Consider the following 19,346-nt stretch of genomic DNA (forward strand, 5'->3'; position numbering starts at 1 on the left):
TTTTAAATTACCATTATTAGCAAATGTACCTATAGATGAAGTTTCATCTCTACTAATTAACATATCCCCATTATTAGTAATAGTTCCTACTACTGAGTTATTACTTAAGTCTAAATCAGTTTTAGCACCTTCATTGTTTGTAATAGAACCTATAGTGCTATCGTTTAGTTTAATACCACCATCTATGGTTCCACTATTGATAATACTATCTATATGAGATTTGTTTTTTAAGTCTATAGAGCCTTGTATGGTTTTTTCATTATTGATTGAAGTGATATAGGATTTATCATTTAAAGATATATTACCACCTATGGTGTTTTTATTATGAAGAGCTCCTATGATTTTAGATTCTTTGTCAAGGCTAATGCCTTCTTTGATGTTGCCACTATTACGAAGTATTCCTATGATTTTAGATCCACCATCAAGACTAATGCTTTTATTTATAGTACCTTGATTTAATAAAGCTAAACCTTCATAATCAAAAGTATAAGCTGTTCTATCTTCATTAAAATTTATTGCTGCAATTGTAGCACCATCTTTTAGTGCTATTGAGTCAGTTGTTCTATAGCTTCCAACAGCTGTAATTCCATCAGCTGCTACAAAAGAATTTTTTCCTTCAAATGTAACAGTACCTGCATTACTACCAATATCTACTGCAAGATTTCCTGCTATAATGGTTCCAGTGTTTTTAATAGTATCAACTTTACCACCTTGCAACATAAGACCGCGGTTGTAAGCGTTGATAGTTCCTGAGTTAAGAATGGTTTCTGCTGTGGAGCTATTCCTAAGCCAAATACCATTAAGAACATGCATAATTCCTGAGTTATTAATCAAAGTTGTGTGAGCATTGTAATTATATATACCAGCACCTGTTCCCCAGCTTTCATGTCCATTGTTTTGCCCCTTATTGTATACAATTGTTCCAGAATTTTCTATAGTCTGAACATTTTTTTTATTATGATAACTAGCTCCCATACCTGCACCAGCAGATAAAATTAAACCTTCATTTTTTAAATAATCTGTTTGAGGAGATCCATAAAGTCCACCAAAAACTCCTAAAGCATATAATTGATTGTCAATATTATATCCTTCTGTATGAGTTATAATAGTACCAGTGCTTGAGTTAATAGCTGTTTTTATATATGAATTATTAAAAGCATATATTCCTCCTCTATTCCCCTCTATCACACCATGATTGGTTATATTATCAATTGTAGAACCAGCACCTATACGAATAGCATCAGCTCCATTTCCTTTTATCGTGCCGTAATTTTGAATAGTATTTATTTTTTTTATGGCATAAATCCCTGTACTATTTCCATAGATTGTACCACGATTAATAATAGTATCTATAGCACCATTACCCTCAACCTTAACACCATTAACACTACCACTTATAGTCCCACTGTTTTCTAAATTTTGCAATGTAGCACTATTAACTTTAATACCATCACTTCCATTAATAGTACCAGTATTTTCTAAGTTAGATATAGTAGTTCCACTTGCTATATTAACGCCAACTCCACTTGTGGATTTAATAGTTCCACCATTAGTAAAATTAGTTATAGTGGTATTACCCAAATATATTGCTTCACCATTCCCTGATTGTATTAAACCTGAGTTGTCAAATTTTTCAATTGTTGATTTGTTATCATTTTTACCCCAAACAGTAATAGCAAATTTATTACTTCCATCACCTATTGTTCCACTATTGGTAAAATCTTTAATAGTTGAGCCACCATTATTATGTCCTATATTAATTGCAGCACCACTATTATTAGTTCCACCATTAACATTACCTGCATTATTGATAGTTACATTAGTAGCGCCTTGACTTACATTGATAGCGTTACTACCATTTGCATTTATACTACCTGTATCTGTGATAGTTAATGAGTTATTGTCACTTCCGTTTATGGTTACTGTTCCTGTTTGCGCATTGCTTATAGTACAATTACCACTGTTACTACATCCGCCACCACTAATACTTTTAGAATTTTTTACTTGTTTGTTGTTATTGTTTGTAGTGCTTTTAGCTTTAGTGATAGTAATACTACCATTAGAAGCTTTATCGCCTATAGTTGTTATACTAGCATTAGCACAAGTTGCTAAAAAAGATATAGTTGCTAAAGATAAGAAGGTTTTCTTAGTAAAAGAAATATTGTTTGATGTTTTTAAAGAGGATATGCTTGATTGAGAATTCTCAATTCCCCCCCCCCGTGAAATTTAACATTAAAACTCCTTTGGAAATTAATAACATTTTGAAGTTTGGAATTATATATTAAAGTTGTTTAAAGTTTGTTTATTTGTAAAATTATATGTTAAAAATATCATTATCGTGATAATTTTAACACTTGCTTAAATTTAGCGCAAAAGCTTTTTGGCTCAAAAGCACTTCATCATTTTCTTTAAAATCTTTAGCTTCTAAAGGACTTAGCGCTACTTGGCTGATTTGATTACCTATGGCAAGTATGGCTATAAATATGCTATCTTGTTTTTGTAGTTTTAAAATGCGTGCTTTTATAGCAAATTTTTGTGAGCCTTGCGTCTTTAAAAAAACTTCACTAGGCGAGCCTTCTTTAATGATAGCTCCATTTTCTAAAATGATGACTTTATTGGCTAGTTTATAAACTTCACTTACATCATGACTGATTAAAATAGTAGTGATTTTATAAATTTTATGTATATTTAAAAGATAATCATGTAAGTGTAGTTTTATCTCATTATCTAGGGCACTAAATGGTTCATCTAAAAGTAAAAGTTTGGGTTTTTGCATAATGGCTCTTGCTAAAGCTACGCGTTGTTTTTGTCCTCCACTTAGTTCTAAAATATGACTTTTTTTGTGTTTGCTTAAATCTAAAAGTTCTAAAAGTTCATTAGCAAATTTTAGATCTTTTTTGGCAAAAAGTAAGTTTTGCTCTACATTCATATTTTCAAATAAAGCATAATCTTGAAAAACAAAGCCAAGTTTTCTTTTTTGTGGGCTTAGAAAGTTTTTATCATCAAAAAATATCGTATTATTAAAAATGCAAATTCCTTGCGCTTTTTCAAAACCTGCTAAAATTCTTAAAAGTGTAGTTTTACCACTGCCACTTTTTCCAAAAATAGCACAAAATTCTCCTTCTTTAACTTCAAATTTAACCTTAAGTTTAAATTCTTTTTCTTTATTTTTAAAGATTTTTTCAAAATCAAGTTTTAGCATAAATACTCTTTGATAAATAAAGCACTAGGATGTACATAAGCAAATATAAAATCATTTTTTTGATAATTTTGTTCTAAAAACTCATGGGTGCTAATTTGAGCTTCAAAAGTGCAAATTTCATTTTCTAATCTTACGATAGTGATGATTTGCCCTTGAAAAATATCAATGATTTTTGCATAAAAGGTATTTAAAAATGAGTTTTCTAAATTTTTTTTACTAAGCAAGCACTCGCTACTTTTAAAAGCAAGTAAAACTTCTTGATCAATGCTTGCTTTTTCATCAAGTTCTAAAGCAAGCATATATAATTTATGTTTTTTTATAAGAAATTCTACCCAGTTTATATTTTCATGATTTTTTATAGTATTTATTTTAGCTTTAATCATGGGATATTATAGCCATAAGCTTTGAAAATTTCCTTAGCCTTTTTGCTTAAAATAAAATCATAAAATTTCTTAGCTTTGGCATTATCTTTACCATAAGAAGTGATGATAATACCTTGATTGATTGGCTCATAAAGTTTTGGATTGATTAAAATATAATTTTTTCCTTCTTGGAGTTTATAAGATTTTAGTGTATCTTCATATAAAGCACTTGCTGCTATAAAACCCACATCAGCTGCTTTTAGTGTTTGAGTAAGTGCTTCTCCTATGGATTTTGCTTCGATGATTTTAGCTTTTGTTTGCTCATAAATTTTAGCATTTTGTAAAGTTTCTATACTAGCTTGACCATAAGGAGCAGCTTTGGGATTAGCTATGGTGATGATTTTGACTTTTTCTTCTTTAAGTGTGTCTAAGCCTTTGCTTAAATCCATTCTAACACTGAGTAAAGCTAAAGCTCCTTTAGCATAAATAATAGGTTTTGTACTAGCAAAATTATCATCATACAAGCTTTGTGCAAATTTCATATTTGCAGCCATAAATATATCAAATGGTGCTCCATTTTTGATTTGCGAAACTAAATTTCCACTAGCACCTAAGCTTACATTGATACTAATATCAGGGTTTTCTTTTTGAAATTCTTTTTGTAAGGCTTTAAAAGCATAAGCTACATTTGCAGCTGCAGCGATATTTACATCAGCGCCATAGCCGAAAATACACAAAAAAAGCAGGGTGAAAATTTTTTTCATTTTTTATCCTTTTAATAGTAAATTTTGAAAAAATTATAGCTTATTTTTAAAAGCAAAAATAAATTTGTATTTTTTGCATATTTTCTAAGACTTATTTTATAGGTAAATAAAAATTTTTAATCTTTTTAAAGAATATTTTAAAAGTATTTTAATGTAAAAATTTATTTTAATTTTTGTATAATTTACGATTTCAATTTATGAAATTTTAAAAGGAAAAGCTTGTTAAAATACATACTAAGTTTGTGTTTATTTTTTAATACTTTGATTTTAGCAAATGACTTTGAAGATTTTGAACAAGAATATCAAAAAAAAGAAGTCAAAGATAGCTTTTACAGCTATAATAAAGCTATGAGTAAATTTAATTATGATCTTTATACTTATTTTTTAAGACCGGTTGCACTTTCTTACAAAAGTGTTACTCCAAGTTTTATAAGAACAGGGGTAAAAAATGCTTTTGATACCACAAGATCACCTTTTAGATTTATCAATCACCTTTTAAGTTTAGAATTTAGAAAAGCTGGCGAGGAATTTGGAAGATTTTGTGTGAATGTGATTTTTGGATTTGGTTTGTTAGATAGTGCGAGCAAAACTCCTTTAAAAAGTTATGAGGCTGATTTTGGAACGACTTTGGGCAAATGGGGAGTAGGTAGTGGACCACACCTAGTGCTTCCACTTTTAGGTCCTTATAATGTAAGAGATGCTTTAGCTTTGCCTGTAAATTGGTTTATGGTGCCTGAGGGATATATTGAGAATTTTTGGGTTGGAGCAGGCGTAAATGCTGCATTAAAACTCAATGAATTAAGTTTTGAGTATGAAAAAATAGATGATATTTACCAAAATAGTGTAGATTATTATACTTTTATACGCGATGCGTATGAACAAAGACGCCAAGAACTCATCAAATAAGGAGATAAAATGAAAAAAATCATAGTTTTGCTTTTTAGTGTAGTATTTGCATTCGCTTTAAATTTGCAAGATATTTCTAAAACTATGCAAGAAAAAATTGATGAGAGCTTAAAAATTTTAGATCAAAATAAAAACGATAAAGCTAAAGCGGCGGAAAAAATCTTTGCTTTATTTGATGGTGTTTTTGATTATGAGCTTATGGCTAAGCTTAGTCTTTCTACAAGATATGAAAAATTAAGTGAAAATGAAAAAAATGAATTTAACAAAGCTTTTGAAAAAAACCTTAAAAAAAGTTTCACAGATAAGCTTGCTTTGTATGATTCTCAAAAATTAAAAGTGATTAATTTAGAAGAAAAAAATAAAAGAGCTTTTTTGAAAACTTCTATGATAGTAGATGGCAAAGAAAATTTTGTAATTTTTAAATTTTATGATAAAAATAATGATTGGCAAATTTATGATGTAGATATTTTTGGTATAAGTATTATACAAACTTATCGCTCACAATTTAAAGATGTCTTACAAAATGGCGATTTTAAAACCTTGCTTGAAAAGCTTTCTAGTGTTGATTTTTCTAAATAATGCTAAGTAAAATTTTAAAAATCTTTCTTAATTTCCCAAAGCTAACTTTGGGGATTACTTTAATCTTTTGTATATTTTTTAGTTTTTTTGCTAAAAATTTAAGTGTTGATGCAAGTGCTGAAAGCTTGCTTTTAGAGCATGATGAGGGTTTGAAACTATATAGAGAAGTTTCAGCACGTTATGGCAATGATAATTTTTTAATGCTTGCTTTTGCTCCTAAAGATAAAGATATTTTTGCTAAAGAAAATTTAGAAACTATAAAAAATTTAACTCTTGATTTAGAAAAAATCAATGGTGTGCAAAAGGTATTTTCTATCACTAATGCGCCTTTACTTGCAAGTTCTAAAGGTAAAGAGTTAAAAGAGCTTATCCAAAATATACCTAATATTTTTAGTCAAGATGTGGATGTTAATCTAGCTAAAAAAGAAATTTTAAACCAACCCTTTTATAAAAATAATATCATCTCAAAAGATGGAAAAACAACAGGAATTTTGATTTATCTAGCACCTGATCTTGTTTATAATGACTTGATTAATTCAAGAGATAATGCAAAAAGTGAAAATGAAAAAGAGCATTTTAGAGCCTTGATTAAAAAACACCAAGAAAACTCAAGAGAATTTAGTGCCAAAAGATTAGAAGAAATTACTAAAATAGTATCTAAATATAGTCAAAATGGAGACTTTTTGCACCTTGGCGGTGTAGAAATGATCGCTAATGATATGATTAATTATGTAAAAAGTGATTTAAAAATTTATGGTCTTAGTTTAATAGGGCTTTTATTTATAGCGCTTTGGTGGTTTTTTGGCTCTTTGCGCTTGGTGTTTTTGGCTTTGGGAATTTGTGTGGTTTCGCTTTTTACTTCAAGCGGGATTTTCGCACTTTTGGGCTTTGATATTACTGTGGTGTCTTCAAACTATGTAGCTTTAGTGCTTATTATCACCGTTTCTGTTGTGATACACTTAATCGTGCATTTTATAGAAAATTTACACAAACACCCAAAAGCTAGCGTTTATAAGCTTTTACTCTCAACCTTGCTTGATAAAGCAAGTCCTAGTTTTTTTGCTATTTTAACCACAGTTGTTGGGTTTTTAAGTTTTGTCTTTTCAGATATTGAGCCTATTATCAAACTTGGCATTATGATGAGTCTTGGTATTAGCGTGAGTTTGATTTTAGCTTATATTTATTTTGCAAGTATTTTGGTACTAATGCCACGTTTAAATTTTAAAGAGCTTAATCAAAATTCGTTGAAATTTTTAAGTTTTTGTGCAAATGCAAGTTTAAAACATAGAAAAGTGATCTATGGCATAAGTTTATTTTGTGTGGCTTTTGCTTTGTATGGAATTTTACAAATTAAAGTAGAAAATAGCTTTGTGAGTTATTTTAAAGATAGTTCTAGGATTAAACAAGGTTTGTTGATTATAGATAAAGAGCTAGGCGGAACTATGCCTTTAGATGTGATTGTTAAGTTTAAGCAAGATCCAAAACAAAATGAAAGCTTAGATGAGTTTGAGCAAGAATTTGATGATTTAGCTAAAGATGATAGGTATTTTTTTAGTAGTGAAAAAACAAGAATAGCTGCTAAGGTTCATGAGTTTTTAAGTAAGCAAAAATATGTAGGTTCTGTGCTTAGCTTGCAAAGTTTGCTAGAGCTTGGAAAAAGTATTAATGATGGTAAGGCTTTAGATGATTTTGCTTTAGCGTTTTTATATGAAAATTTAGATGAGAATTTTAAAAAGCAAGTTTTAACCCCTTTTGTAAGTGTAGAAAATAATGAGTTGCGATTTAGCGTGCGTATGCTAGATAGTGATCCAAATTTAAGACGCGATGCTTTTTTAAAACAGCTTGAAAAAGACTTAAAAGAACTTTTACAAAAAGATAATGTAGAGGTTAAAATCAGTGGTATTATGCCTTTGTATAATAATATGCTTCAAAGTCTTTTTTCATCACAATTTGACACTTTAGCCTTTGTGGTGCTTGTGATTTTTGCTTTATTTGTGGTGATTTTTAGAAGTTTTGTTTATGCTTTTGTAGCGATTTTGGCCAATCTCATACCTTTGGCTTTGGTATTTGGCTTAATGGGTGTTTTCAATATACCACTTGATATTATGAGTATTACCATAGCTGCTATTTGTATAGGAATAGGGGTTGATGATATGATTCATTATATTCATCGTTTTAAAGAAGAATTAAAACATAAAAGCTTAGAAGAGGCTATAAAAGCTTCACATATAGGTATAGGAAGTGCGATTTATTATACTAGCGTTACGATTATCTTAGGCTTTTTAGTGATGATTAGTAGTAATTTTATCCCGACGATTTATTTTGGCTTGCTTACAGTTTTGGCTATGAGTTTGCTTTTATTTGGTTCGCTTTTTTTATTACCAAGTTTTATTTTAAGCTATCATTATCTTAAGCAAAATTATAATAAAGCAACATCCAAATCACATAAAGCCCAAAAGCAATAAGCATATATTTTATAAATTGTTTCATTAATGCTCCATTTTTTCTAATGCTCTTAAGATGTAAGTAGCAAACATTAGTGCTTGCGAGCGGTGTGAAATTTTTAATTTTACTTGCTCATCTAATTCACCTAAGGTTTTATCAAAACCTTTTGGGATAAATAAAGGATCATATCCAAAGCCACTATTACCCCTTGGAGTATCAATAGCAAGGCCATGCATATATCCATGCGTACTAAAATGTCCATATTTTGAACTTATGGCTATGGCTGCAGTGTAAAAAGCTTTACTTTGATGTAGATTTTTTTCATGTAAGGCTTGGATGAGTTTGTTTCTATTGGCCTCATCAGTGCCTTCTTGAGAGTATCTTGCAGAAAAAATCCCCGGTGCATTGTCTAAAGCCTCTACGCTTATACCGCTATCATCACTTAAGGTGATAAATTCATCTTGCTTTTTGCCTAAAGCATTAAAAATAGCTTTAGATTTTATCAAAGCATTTTCTTTAAAACTCGTGCCATCTTCGATGATTTCAAAAGGGGTGATGATTTCATTTAAGGCATAAATTTCATAAGTAGTTAAAAATTTTTTGATTTCTTCTACTTTGTGTGCGTTAGAAGTTGCTAGAATGATTTTCAATTTTTTCTTCATAAATTACTCTTTTTGTTTTGACTTTAAAAAAAGTTTATCAAAATCATAGTAAAATTATCCTTTATAAGGAGAAAAGATGTTAAAAACCGTTTTACCTTTGTCTTTTATTGTAGGAACTAGATTTTTTGGATTGTTTATAGTTTTGCCGGTTTTAAGTTTATATGCTTTAAATTTAAAAGGAGCCAATGAGTTTTTAGTAGGGCTTTTGGTAGGTGTGTATGCTCTAACTCAAATGGCATTGCAAGTTCCTTTTGGAATCATTTCAGATAAAATAGGGCGTAAAAAAACTATGCTAATAGGACTTGTGGTGTTTATTATAGGTTCTTTGGTATGTTCATATGCTGATGATATTTATACGATGATGTTTGGAAGGCTTTTACAAGGTGCAGGAGCCATAGGAGCAGTAGCTACTGCTATGATAAGCGATTTTATTAATGAAGAAAATCGTGGTAAGGCTATGGCTATCATGGGTTCATTTATAGGACTTTCTTTTGCAGCTTCTTTGGTGCTTTCTCCTTTAATGAGTGCTAAATTTGGACTTTCAAGTTTGTTTGATTTAAGTGCGATTTTGAGTTTAATTTGTATCGTGCTTTTATTTAGCGTTGTACCAAAAGAGCATACAATAGTACATGAAAATACTAAAACCCCATTAAAAAAACTTTTAAAAGAAAAAAACTTAGCTTTGATGAATCTTACTAATTGTATGCAAAAAATGCTTATGAGTATTGCGTTTTTAAGTATTCCTTTGGTTTTGGTGCATGAGTTTAATTATCCAAGTGAGAATTTATGGCATGTTTATGTTAGCTCTATGGTGCTTGGGTTTTTAGCTATGGGTTTATCAGGATCTTTGGGAGAAAAAAGAGGCTTAAGTAAAGAGATATTGCTTTTAGGTGTGGCATTTTTTATCATTGCTTATATTATATTTGCTTTTTCGCATAATGCTTTAGTGTTTATGGTGGGTGTTGTAGTGTTTTTTATAGGATTTAATTTACATGAGCCTATTATGCAAAGCTGTGCGAGTAAATTTGCTAAGGTAAATGAAAAAGGTGCAGCTTTGGGTGTGTTTAATGCTTTTGGCTATTTTGGAAGCTTTTTAGGTGGTGTTGTTGGAGGGTATTTTTTACACCATTTTAGTTTAGTTTCTCTTGCTTTTATTTTGATAGCTTTGTCTTTGATTTGGTTTGTGTTGCTTTTGTTTTTACAAAGTCCAGCAGATTTTAAAAATGTCTATTTATCTTTAGAAACAAAACATGATTTAAATATGATTAAAGGCATAAATGGAGTTTTAGATGTGTATAAAAACTCTAAATTTTTAGTGATAAAATATAATAAAAAATTCACAAGCGAAGAAGAAATTTTAGCGATTATTGAAAAATAATCGCTTTTATACAAAATGCTTTTCTTTTAAAATCACATATAATTTTAAAGTAGAAATAAAGAAAGTTAAAATAGCAGGTCCAAGGATAATACCCCAAAAACCAAAACTTGAAATTCCTGCTATCATCGCAAAGAAAATTAAAAGTTCGTTAATTTGCGTTGGAATTTGAACAAGTTTTTCATTAATCCATTTAATGATATAAGGTTTTACTAAAGTATCTGCGATAAAAGATATCATTACCACGCTATAAATGAAAATCACTAAAGCACCGCTTAGATTGTTATTGGCAAATTCATATAAAGAAACAGGCACATAAACTAATGCCCCGCCTACAACAGGGATTAAAGAGCTAAAGCAAAATAATATCCCCATTAAAATCGCATCATAACCATAAAATTTAGTAATGATAGCAAAAAGCACTCCTTGCAAAATGGCATTTAGCACCATAGAATAAAACACAACAGACATTACATTACTCACTTCACTTAAAATGCCTTGAGTTTCTTCTTTTTTCATAGGTACTATGGTTTTGATATAGCCAATGAGTTGGGCTCCATAAAGATTAGCAAAGAAATAAAACACACAAATTAACACCATATCAGTTAGAAATTTAGTCCCAAATTTAGTTGCGCTTGAAAGATAGGTTAAAACATCTTTAGAGATGGAATTTAAATCAATACTTGCTAGCGCTTCTTTGATTTTTGGTTCTATAAAGCTTAGAGATTCAGGTAGGTGCAAAGAATAATTTTTAAAATATTCTATGGTATTATGAATATAACTTATATTAAAACCGCTAGCTGCTTTTGCAAGTTCTATAATAGCATATACAAAAGGTATAAAAAATAAAGCTAACATAAAAGCAGTGGTAGCTGCTGCTGCTATGACTTTTTTACCTTTGAATATATTTAAGAATTTAACATTAACATTAGAAGTAGAAACAGCCATTAAACTTGCTATGGCTATATTCATCAAAAAAGGTTTAAATAAAAAAAGCACCCAAAATAAAATAAATAAAATAAAGCTAATTAAGAAAAAATTACTACTTTTCATCAAATAAACCCTTGTTGTATTTTAATTTTAAAACATCAAAACTTTTTAAGCTTGCAATACGACCTTTGGCTGTTCTTTCTATATAACCATTTGCTAGTAAATATGGCTCTATCACATCTTCTATGGTGTTTTCATCCTCACTTAATGCTGCAGCTATACTAGAAAGTCCTATAGGTTTTCTTTTAGCTTCAGTTAAAAGCTCTAAATACCTTAAATCCATCGCGTCAAAACCAAGCTCATTTACCCCTAAAGAATCAAGCGCTTCTTTAGCTCTTTTTTCGCTAATGATTTCCTCATCATTTACATCAGCAAAGTCTCTTACACGCTTAAGCAATCTTAAAGCAATCCTTGGGGTTGAGCGACTGCGTTTGGCTATTTCTAAAGAAGCTTTTTTTTCACAAGTTTTATTAAGCTTTAGAGCTGCTTTTTCTAAAATGATAGCAAGCTCTTCATTTTTATAAAATTCCAAGCGAAATTGCATACCAAAGCGATCGCGTAAAGGATTGCTTAGCATACCTGCTCTTGTAGTAGCACCTATTAAAGTAAATTTGGGCAAATCGATTTTGATTGTTTGTGCAGCAGGTCCACTGCCGATGATGATATCAAGACGAAAATCTTCCATAGCAGGGTAAAGCACTTCTTCTATGGCAGGGCTTAAGCGATGAATTTCATCGATAAATAAAATATCTCCTTCACTAAGGTTAGTTAAAATCGCAGCTAAATCCCCGCTTTTTTCTATCATGGGTGCAGCGGTAGTTTTGATATTTGCATTCATTTCATATGAGATAATATTTGCTAAAGTTGTCTTACCAAGTCCTGCAGGCCCACTAAAAAGGATATGATCTAGACATTCATTTCTTTTTTTAGCAGCTTTGATGAAAATTTCTAAATTTTTTTTAATGTTTTCTTGTCCTATGTAGCCGTCAAAATTTGAAGGTCTAAGGCTTGTTTCATAAGTTTCATCAGGGGAGAATTTTTCAATCTCTACGATTCTATCCATATTTTTTCCATTTTATTTTGTAAGAAATTTTAATTTTATCTAAAATTTGCTAAAATAAACATTTAAACTTAGATTATAGAAGTTTTTATGGGAATTTTAGAGCAATTAGAGTTAGATTACGAGCTTGAAGAAATCGAGCGCTTTTTGTATTTTTTTAGAAGTCTTTGCGATGTTTTAGAGCCTTTGATAGTAAAGCTAAGCAGTGATAGCTCAAAATACAAAGAAGCTTTAAAAGACTTAGAGCAAAATATCCACAACGTGGTTTGGGCTGCTAAAAGATTAAATTTAGATGAGATTGCAAATTTTTGCACATTTTGTGAGGAAATTATGCAAGAAGCAGCTAAATTTGATGGGCCTGCTAGCGATGAATTTGTGGATTGGATGTTTTTAGTGGGTGAGCAGCTTGATAGATATTGCAGTGATTATGAAAAAAATGCTTCTTTTTTAAGCGTATTTAACCCTCAAATTGCAAATGTTCCAGATAAAATTTCTAAATAATGGGGACGACTTGGCTTCGACAGGAGTAGAGTGGCCTTGGTGGCATGTCGCTTTGAGCAAAGCGTATAAAGCTCAAATTAAAATTAAACGCAAACAACGTTAAATTTGCTCCTGCTTACGCTAAAGCTGCGTAAGTTCAGTTGAGCCTGAATTTTAAGTGATACTATCTAGCTTAGAATTTGGTCATTTTTGATAGTGTAGATTGAAATTTGACAAGTTTTGATTGAAGTTAAAGTCTTAGTCTAGCTTGAAATTTTGGAAGGTGAGTTTGGCTAGATGAAATTTTCACCTTTGCTAAGCATGTAGATGCCGTGGTTGTTTTATTTTTGGACAGGGGTTCAATTCCCCTCGTCTCCACCAGTAATTTAGTTTTTATTAACTAGTGCATCTCTTATATCTATGACAAGATAAATTACAAAAAAGCTTAAAAATATCGCAACCAAAGATCCAACAAGTGTTACTAGACCTACTATAAATCCTAGAGTAAACATCAGCGCAATAGAATAAATAATCGCTATAATAAAGCTTAATGCAGCCGCTATATCAAGTATAGTTCTACCAAAATTTAAGATTAAATTTTTAATCATAATAACTCCTTAATTAATAATAATTTGTTAATTATAGCAAAATATAGTTTTAATTAATATAAAATTGTAGAATTATTTGAAGTTTAGATTTTCTTTGCAAGGTAATCCTTGCAAAGAATTTATACAAATAAAGAATTCACACTTTCATTGTGATAAACTCTGCGTATTACCTCACCAAAAATAGGTGCTACGCTTAAGACTTTGATTTTATCCATTTGTTGTTTTAAAGGTATAGTGTCAGTTACTACTAGCTCATCAAGCGCATCTTTGGCTATTCTTTCATAAGCTACGCCGCTAAGCACAGGGTGAGTACAGCAAGCTATGACTGACTTTGCGCCTTTGCTTTTAAATACTTCAGCAGCTTTTACTATGGTTCCTGCTGTATCGATGATATCATCTACTAAAATCACTTCTTTATCTTTTACATCTCCGATGACATTCATCACTTCGCTTTCATTAGCTTTTTCGCGTCTTTTATCTACTATAACGATATCAAGTCCTAAAGCTTTTGCTACGCTTCTAGCTCTTGCTATACCACCTATGTCAGGACTTGCGATGATAGGGTTTTTATAGTTTTTATTTTTAATATAATCATTAAAAATAATACTTCCATAAAGATTATCCACAGGTATATCAAAAAAGCCTTGAATTTGTCCAGCATGTAAGTCTATGGTAGCTACTCTATCTACTCCTGCTGATTCTATAAGATTTGCTACTAATTTTGCAGTAATAGGCACCCTAGGGCTTGCTTTTCTATCTTGCCTAGCATAGCCAAAATAAGGGATGATAGCTGTGATAGAGCTTGCACTTGAGCGGCGCAGAGCATCTGTCATGATTAAAAGTTCCATTAGATTATCATTTGTTGGAGCACAAGTACTTTGAATGATAAACACATCTTTACCACGCACGCTCTCATCTATTTGAATGCTAATTTCACCATCGCTAAAACGCTTTACACCCGCATTGCTTAGAGGCAATGAAAGGTATTTTGAGATTTTTTTAGCAAATTCTTCATTTGCCGAACCAGAAAATATTTTATATCCACGCATATATAAGCCTTAGAAAGTTTTTTGTGATGATATAAAAAGTTTTTTAAAAATACAATAAAACATATTAAAAGCCGTGCAATCTTTTTAAATCCGCATCAATAGGAAATTTATTTCCATCTTTATCTACGCTCACATAAGTTACTACAGCTGAAGTTACATGCATACAATACACACGGCCATATTCATTAGCTCTTTGAGTAACTACTTCTACTTCTACGGTGATGGATGTATTACCTGCTTTGATGATTTTTGCATAGCAAGATACCAAATCACCTACGAAAATTGGCTCTTTAAAAATGATTTTATCTACCGCAACCGTGACAACTCTTTGTGGGGAAAGTTCTCTTGCAGCAATGGCTCCGGCTAGATCAATTTGTGACATGATCCAACCACCAAAGATATTACCAGCGGGGTTTGTATTGCTTGGCATAGCTATAACTCTTAGCTTAGGTTCTCCCATATCTTTCATACATTCTCCTTGTGTTTTAAAAAAAACATTATAATTAAGTTTTAAAAATAAAGAAAGGTAAAAAATGAATGATTTTAAGCAAATAGCAAAAATTGTGAAAAATAGGAAACAAAATATCAATAGTCTTTATAATATACTTCAAACTAATCAAAGTCATCCTTTGATAGATAGAGCTTTAGAACTAACTAATCTTGAAAACGAAAAAAGCAATGTTTTGGCAATGTTGCGTCGTTTGGTGGATTTAAAAGAGGAAAATTTAGTCCAAGAGCTTGAGAAAAAAGGTTTAAATGAAGAAGAAATTTCTCAAATAAAATATAAAGTTTTTTCTTTGGTAAGAGCCTTTTATGAAGTAGAACATCAAGATTTAATTGATGAGATTAAGAGTAAAAATTTACTTGATGAGTTTTATTTGGCTTTAGTTCAAGGTGTGCATAATATAGGTGTAGTTATGAATTCTTTTGAGCTTGTTTGGAGTAAGCAAATTTTAGATACAAATAATAAAATCTTAAAAGAACAATTTCCAAATTTAAGCGATGCTTTGGAGTTTTTAAAGCAAAATGAGCTTTATCAGCTTAATCAAGATGGTGAAATTTGTGAAAGAAGCTATGGAGCTTTAGTTAAAATAGGAACACTTTGGAGATTTTTACCTTATGCAAAGGCTTTTGAAAATGAGGTTTTAAAGCTTGAATATGAGTTTGATAAACTTTTAGAAAAACTAAGAAATTGTGCGTTAGATGATGAAAAAAATGCTTATATTGACTATATAGAAAGATTAAAATTTGCATTTTGTGAAAAAGATAATAATGAAGTGGTTAAAAAATGGCAAGAAGCAGAGCTTGCATGGATGGAAGTAAAATGTCCATTGCAAATTGGCCATCCTTTAGAATATTATGAAGACTCTTATACGCATGCAGTAGCACTTGAGTGGGATATACGCTTAGAAGATATGAGTGATTTTAATGGGAGTGAGTTTAAAGATAAAATCAAAGAAAGTTTTGCAATGGTGTATGCAAATTTAGATGAAGAAGATGAAGCTTTGTTTGATGAGGTAAATTTTAATCTTGAGAAAACTCAGCTTTATATTTGTATGCCTATGATTTTTTATGGAGCAGAGCTTAAGGGACTTTTTTCTGCTCAAGTAGTACCAAATGATGAGTATGTAAGCAATATAGCAGGCAAAAAGATCTTTGCTTTTTTAAATTATGTTTATGAAAATGCTAAAACCAAGCCTTTTATGAAGCTTTCTTCTATGGTATTTGAAAAAGAATTTTTAGATTATGGTAGAGAAATTTTATTTTACAATGAAAAATTATGGAAAAGAATTTATGAAGTTTCTACCATAGGTCATGAGTTTGGGCATATTTTCTTTGTGGCAAATGATAGCGAAAAGAAAATGAATGAAAGTGGTGTGTTTAAAAATATAGAAGAGTTTAAAGCTACTGCGGGTGGGCTTGTGAATTTCTTTTTACATGAAGAAGATGATTTAAAGCTTCCTGTATTTTATGAGCTTATTAAAAGGGCTATAGGATTGATTGCTTGGCAAAGAGTAGAGGAGGTTAAGCCTTATTATACAGAAGGTTTGATTCATTTATCATTGTTGTTTAAATCAGGGGTGTTATCTTTTGCAAATGAGAAATTAAACATTAAATTTGATGAAGAAGCTTATGAAGCCTTTAAAGCTGTGTTTATGCAAAATTACTATAAATTAGCAAGACATTATATGTTAAAAGAAGATGCTAAAAATTATTTAGATGAGTTTTGTGTTTTAGAAGATGAGGTGTTTTTACCACTTGATGAAGAGTGTAAGGAATTTGTAAAATACTACTATGAATTACACAAACTTTATGGCAATGAAATTGATGAAAGTGGAGAGTTTGAAAAATACTCTAATACAAAATAAAATTTTATCAAGAAGAACTTAGCTTTCTTCTTGATATTTGCTATTTTCTAATGCTTTTTCCATATCTTTTTGCGTTTTTAAAATCGCTTTACTAAAACCATTTAGCACTGAAAATGGAGCAAATTGCGCCGCTCTTTTTTCTCTTGGTATTGGTGGGAATTGTTTTGATTTTTGATATTTTATATTTATTATATCTTTATAATCATCATGCATTATGACCTCCTATTAAAGAAGTAATTTCTTTAGTCTCATCATCCAAGCTTGAAGCTTTTAAAATAGCCTTTTTACCAAATTTTTGCATGATTTGAAGTCTTGCTTTTTGAAGTTTTTCTTCTTTTTCAAGTTGATTTTTTTCTTGCAAAATTGCATTAAAATCACTAAATAAATTTAATTCTTGGAAATTTTCTTGAGCTTTATCTGTGATATTATTTAAACTTAAGCTGATTTTTCTAATGCTTAAGTTTTTATTGCTGATTTTATAAAAAAGTTCCAAGGCTTTTTTATTGATGATTTTTAAAGAATGGGTAAAATTTTCTAAATTTATACTTCCATGAGCATTTTTAGGTATAGTTCTTCCATAATTATCTTTAGCAATAGCTCCTTTATAAGAAGCTAAAAGGTTTGAATTTTCTAAATTGCTTTTATCATATTGTATATCTAGCGTGATATGATTTGTTTTAAGGTTATTTTGTATAAGTTCAAGCACTAAATGATCGACAAGTTCTTTTAAAACCTTTATTGTTTGATTATTATCATATGCAAAAGGTAAAACCTTAGCCATGACTTTAGAGTGATTTTGTGATTTGTAATTTTTAATATCTTTCATCGTGCAAGTTTCAATACCCCATGCATGATCGATTAATAATTCAGCATTAACACCAAAGTGTTTATAAAGCAAAGCTTCGTGTTTTAAAGAAAATCTTGCAAGATCTCCCATAGTATGAATGTTTAAATTTGCAAGTTTTAAGGCAATGCCTTTACCTATACGCCAAAAATCTTTTAAAGGTTTATGCTGCCATAATTTATATCTGTATAATTTTTCATCTAAAAAGGCTATAAGCAAGCCATTTTCATCTACTTGTTGTCTTTTAGCAAGTATATCCATAGCAATTTTAGCTAAGTATAAATTTGTGCCTATACCTGCTGTTGCAGTGATTTTACTTGTGTGTAAAATATCAAGTAAAACCTTAGTAAGTAACTCATAAGCTGAAAGTTTGTATTTTTCAAGATAAGAACTAAGATCAATAAAAACTTCATCAATAGAGTATATATGGATATCTTTTGCATCAAAATACTTCAAATAAATACTGTATATTTTTGTGCTAAATTCTATATAAGTAGCCATTCTGGGCTTGGCGATGATGTAATCTAGTTCTAAATTTAAATCATTTTTAAGTTCTAATGTATCAAAACTTTTAGCTTTAAAGCAGTGTTTTTGAGTTTGTTTTAATCTTTCTTGGTTGATTGAGTGGATTTTTTGTTTAAACTCAAAAAGTCTTAATCTACCAGGTATATTGTAAGTTTTTAGTGCAGGTGAAACTGCTAGTATGATGGTTTTATCTGTTCTTGATTCATCTACTACAATGAGATTGGTTGTTAAAGGATTTAAATTTCTTAAAACACATTCAGCTGAAGCGTAAAAAGATTTCAAATCAATAGAAGCATAAATTTGCATAGTATGTGAAGCTTGCCTTTAAATTTATTATAATTATAACAGTAAAAATTATTAAAATAGATGAAAGGAAATGAATTTTATAAGGTGGCGGACAGAGAGGGATTTGAACCCTCGAGACCCGTTAAGATCTGCACCCTTAGCAGGGGTGTGGTTTCAGCCACTCACCCATCTGTCCGTATTAAAAGGGAAAGTATATCTTATTGATTATAAGATATACCTTAAATTTATACACTAAGATAAGCTATAATTAAAGTTATAACAAAACCAGCACCTAAAACTGCGATTTGTTTGCCCCTGTCTTTGCGTATAGCTATGATAGTGATTAAAAGTCCTGAAATATAAAGGATTATCATAGCAAGTGCAAAAGCTAGTCCAAGAACAGAAAAATACCACATACCTTTATCTTTGTGAAGTAAAATCATATTTCCAAGTAAACTTCTTTCTTTTGTGATAATTTCATAATTATTTTCATCTATTTTGACAATACTTGCAGTATAGTTTATAGTGCCAAGCTCTATTCCATCGCCTTTTTTGTTAAGTTTTGGTTCTAAAGATGAAGGAAGTTTTAAGTTATTTTTCTTTAAAAAATCAATTAAAAATTCAGCTTCAGCGCCTTCTTGGATAATAGCTTGAACTTTTTGAGTTTGAATTTTAGCTCCACTTTCCCCATCAAAACCAGCTATATAAGCAAAACCAGTAACAGCATATAAAAATGCTAGTGGTAAGAAAAATAAGCTAATGTAAATGTGAATTTGTCTGAATAATTTGTTTTTATTCATTTTTACTCCTTTTTGAAAATAATGAGAAGTATATTGTTAAA

20 protein-coding genes, 1 tRNA gene and 1 other RNA gene are annotated in these 19,346 nt (G+C 30.3%); 8 read left to right on the forward strand and 14 right to left on the reverse strand.

All coding sequences use genetic code 11. The annotated features are described in order from the left end of the window. Positions 1-1,581: beta strand repeat-containing protein (locus tag L8V77_RS03920; RefSeq protein WP_412175136.1), on the reverse strand; the 1,581-nt coding region annotated here is incomplete at its 3' end. Between the two features lie 259 nt (positions 1,582-1,840). Here L8V77_RS03920 and L8V77_RS03925 point away from each other — a divergent pair. After that, positions 1,841-2,197 (forward strand): hypothetical protein, encoded by a 357-nt coding sequence (locus tag L8V77_RS03925; RefSeq protein ID WP_263706809.1) that lies wholly within the window; start codon positions 1,841-1,843, stop codon positions 2,195-2,197. 150 nt (positions 2,198-2,347) lie between these two features. Here L8V77_RS03925 and L8V77_RS03930 read toward each other — a convergent pair whose 3' ends face one another. The 3 genes from L8V77_RS03930 to modA are packed head-to-tail and all read right to left on the reverse strand — an operon-like array spanning position 2,348 to position 4,328. Further along, entirely contained in the window at positions 2,348-3,202 is an 855-nt protein-coding gene (locus L8V77_RS03930) for an ABC transporter ATP-binding protein (protein WP_263706810.1), read from the reverse strand. After that, positions 3,196-3,585 (reverse strand): hypothetical protein, encoded by a 390-nt coding sequence (locus tag L8V77_RS03935; protein WP_263706811.1) that lies wholly within the window; start codon positions 3,583-3,585, stop codon positions 3,196-3,198. The genes L8V77_RS03930 and L8V77_RS03935 overlap by 7 nt, the downstream gene beginning before the upstream one ends. Then, a complete protein-coding gene (modA, locus tag L8V77_RS03940) occupies positions 3,582-4,328 on the reverse strand; it encodes a molybdate ABC transporter substrate-binding protein (protein WP_263706815.1) in 747 nt (248 codons plus the stop codon). Before modA ends, L8V77_RS03935 begins: the two co-directional genes overlap by 4 nt. Before the next feature lie 219 nt (positions 4,329-4,547). Between modA and L8V77_RS03945 the strand changes: the two genes are divergently transcribed. The 3 genes from L8V77_RS03945 to L8V77_RS03955 are packed head-to-tail and all read left to right on the forward strand — an operon-like array spanning position 4,548 to position 8,278. Then, a complete protein-coding gene (locus L8V77_RS03945) occupies positions 4,548-5,234 on the forward strand; it encodes a VacJ family lipoprotein (protein WP_263706816.1) in 687 nt (228 codons plus the stop codon). A gap of 9 nt (positions 5,235-5,243) precedes the next feature. Next, a complete protein-coding gene (locus L8V77_RS03950; RefSeq protein ID WP_047208573.1) occupies positions 5,244-5,813 on the forward strand; it encodes an ABC transporter substrate-binding protein in 570 nt (189 codons plus the stop codon). Next, a complete protein-coding gene (locus L8V77_RS03955) occupies positions 5,813-8,278 on the forward strand; it encodes an efflux RND transporter permease subunit (RefSeq protein ID WP_263706818.1) in 2,466 nt (821 codons plus the stop codon). Before L8V77_RS03950 ends, L8V77_RS03955 begins: the two co-directional genes overlap by 1 nt. A gap of 24 nt (positions 8,279-8,302) precedes the next feature. Here L8V77_RS03955 and rdgB read toward each other — a convergent pair whose 3' ends face one another. After that, positions 8,303-8,908 (reverse strand): RdgB/HAM1 family non-canonical purine NTP pyrophosphatase, encoded by a 606-nt coding sequence (gene rdgB / locus L8V77_RS03960; protein WP_263706909.1) that lies wholly within the window; start codon positions 8,906-8,908, stop codon positions 8,303-8,305. A gap of 88 nt (positions 8,909-8,996) precedes the next feature. Between rdgB and L8V77_RS03965 the strand changes: the two genes are divergently transcribed. Further along, a complete protein-coding gene (locus L8V77_RS03965) occupies positions 8,997-10,298 on the forward strand; it encodes an MFS transporter (protein WP_263706820.1) in 1,302 nt (433 codons plus the stop codon). A gap of 6 nt (positions 10,299-10,304) precedes the next feature. On the opposite strand, the gene L8V77_RS03970 is transcribed toward L8V77_RS03965, so the two are convergent. Both L8V77_RS03970 and ruvB read right to left on the reverse strand, forming a co-directional pair. Next, a complete protein-coding gene (locus L8V77_RS03970; RefSeq protein WP_263682388.1) occupies positions 10,305-11,348 on the reverse strand; it encodes an AI-2E family transporter in 1,044 nt (347 codons plus the stop codon). Next, a complete protein-coding gene (ruvB, locus tag L8V77_RS03975; protein ID WP_039619088.1) occupies positions 11,338-12,348 on the reverse strand; it encodes a Holliday junction branch migration DNA helicase RuvB in 1,011 nt (336 codons plus the stop codon). The genes L8V77_RS03970 and ruvB overlap by 11 nt, the downstream gene beginning before the upstream one ends. A gap of 87 nt (positions 12,349-12,435) precedes the next feature. Between ruvB and L8V77_RS03980 the strand changes: the two genes are divergently transcribed. Both L8V77_RS03980 and ssrA read left to right on the forward strand, forming a co-directional pair. Further along, a complete protein-coding gene (locus tag L8V77_RS03980) occupies positions 12,436-12,846 on the forward strand; it encodes a hypothetical protein (RefSeq protein ID WP_039619086.1) in 411 nt (136 codons plus the stop codon). Position 12,847: 1 nt separating this feature from the next. Continuing rightward, positions 12,848-13,206, forward strand: a transfer-messenger RNA (tmRNA) gene (gene ssrA / locus L8V77_RS03985). 5 nt (positions 13,207-13,211) lie between these two features. Here the strand turns inward: ssrA and L8V77_RS03990 are convergent. The 3 genes from L8V77_RS03990 to L8V77_RS04000 all read right to left on the reverse strand — a co-directional run bounded on the left by L8V77_RS03990 (position 13,212) and on the right by L8V77_RS04000 (position 14,951). After that, entirely contained in the window at positions 13,212-13,433 is a 222-nt protein-coding gene (locus L8V77_RS03990) for a hypothetical protein (protein WP_263706821.1), read from the reverse strand. A gap of 119 nt (positions 13,434-13,552) precedes the next feature. After that, entirely contained in the window at positions 13,553-14,482 is a 930-nt protein-coding gene (locus L8V77_RS03995) for a ribose-phosphate pyrophosphokinase (RefSeq protein ID WP_039619082.1), read from the reverse strand. 64 nt (positions 14,483-14,546) lie between these two features. Beyond that, on the reverse strand, positions 14,547-14,951 hold the full coding sequence (locus L8V77_RS04000; RefSeq protein WP_039619080.1) for an acyl-CoA thioesterase: 405 nt from the start codon (positions 14,949-14,951) through the stop codon (positions 14,547-14,549). A gap of 64 nt (positions 14,952-15,015) precedes the next feature. Between L8V77_RS04000 and ciaB the strand changes: the two genes are divergently transcribed. Then, complete coding sequence (gene ciaB, locus L8V77_RS04005; RefSeq protein ID WP_263706823.1) at positions 15,016-16,851, forward strand: invasion protein CiaB; 1,836 nt, start codon at positions 15,016-15,018, stop codon at positions 16,849-16,851. 18 nt (positions 16,852-16,869) lie between these two features. On the opposite strand, the gene L8V77_RS04010 is transcribed toward ciaB, so the two are convergent. The 4 genes from L8V77_RS04010 to L8V77_RS04025 form a co-directional block, all read right to left on the reverse strand. After that, positions 16,870-17,064 (reverse strand): hypothetical protein, encoded by a 195-nt coding sequence (locus tag L8V77_RS04010; RefSeq protein WP_263679088.1) that lies wholly within the window; start codon positions 17,062-17,064, stop codon positions 16,870-16,872. Continuing rightward, positions 17,057-18,526, reverse strand: coding sequence for a DNA methylase (locus L8V77_RS04015; RefSeq protein ID WP_263706825.1), 1,470 nt, complete (start codon positions 18,524-18,526; stop codon positions 17,057-17,059). The genes L8V77_RS04010 and L8V77_RS04015 overlap by 8 nt, the downstream gene beginning before the upstream one ends. Positions 18,527-18,611: 85 nt before the next feature. Next, positions 18,612-18,701: transfer RNA gene (locus L8V77_RS04020), tRNA-Ser, on the reverse strand. Between the two features lie 49 nt (positions 18,702-18,750). Beyond that, positions 18,751-19,305 (reverse strand): PepSY-associated TM helix domain-containing protein, encoded by a 555-nt coding sequence (locus L8V77_RS04025; RefSeq protein WP_263682382.1) that lies wholly within the window; start codon positions 19,303-19,305, stop codon positions 18,751-18,753. Positions 19,306-19,346: the final 41 nt, after the last annotated feature.

The sequence above is a fragment of the Campylobacter sp. IFREMER_LSEM_CL2127 genome (assembly GCF_025771745.1).
GTDB lineage: Bacteria > Campylobacterota > Campylobacteria > Campylobacterales > Campylobacteraceae > Campylobacter_D.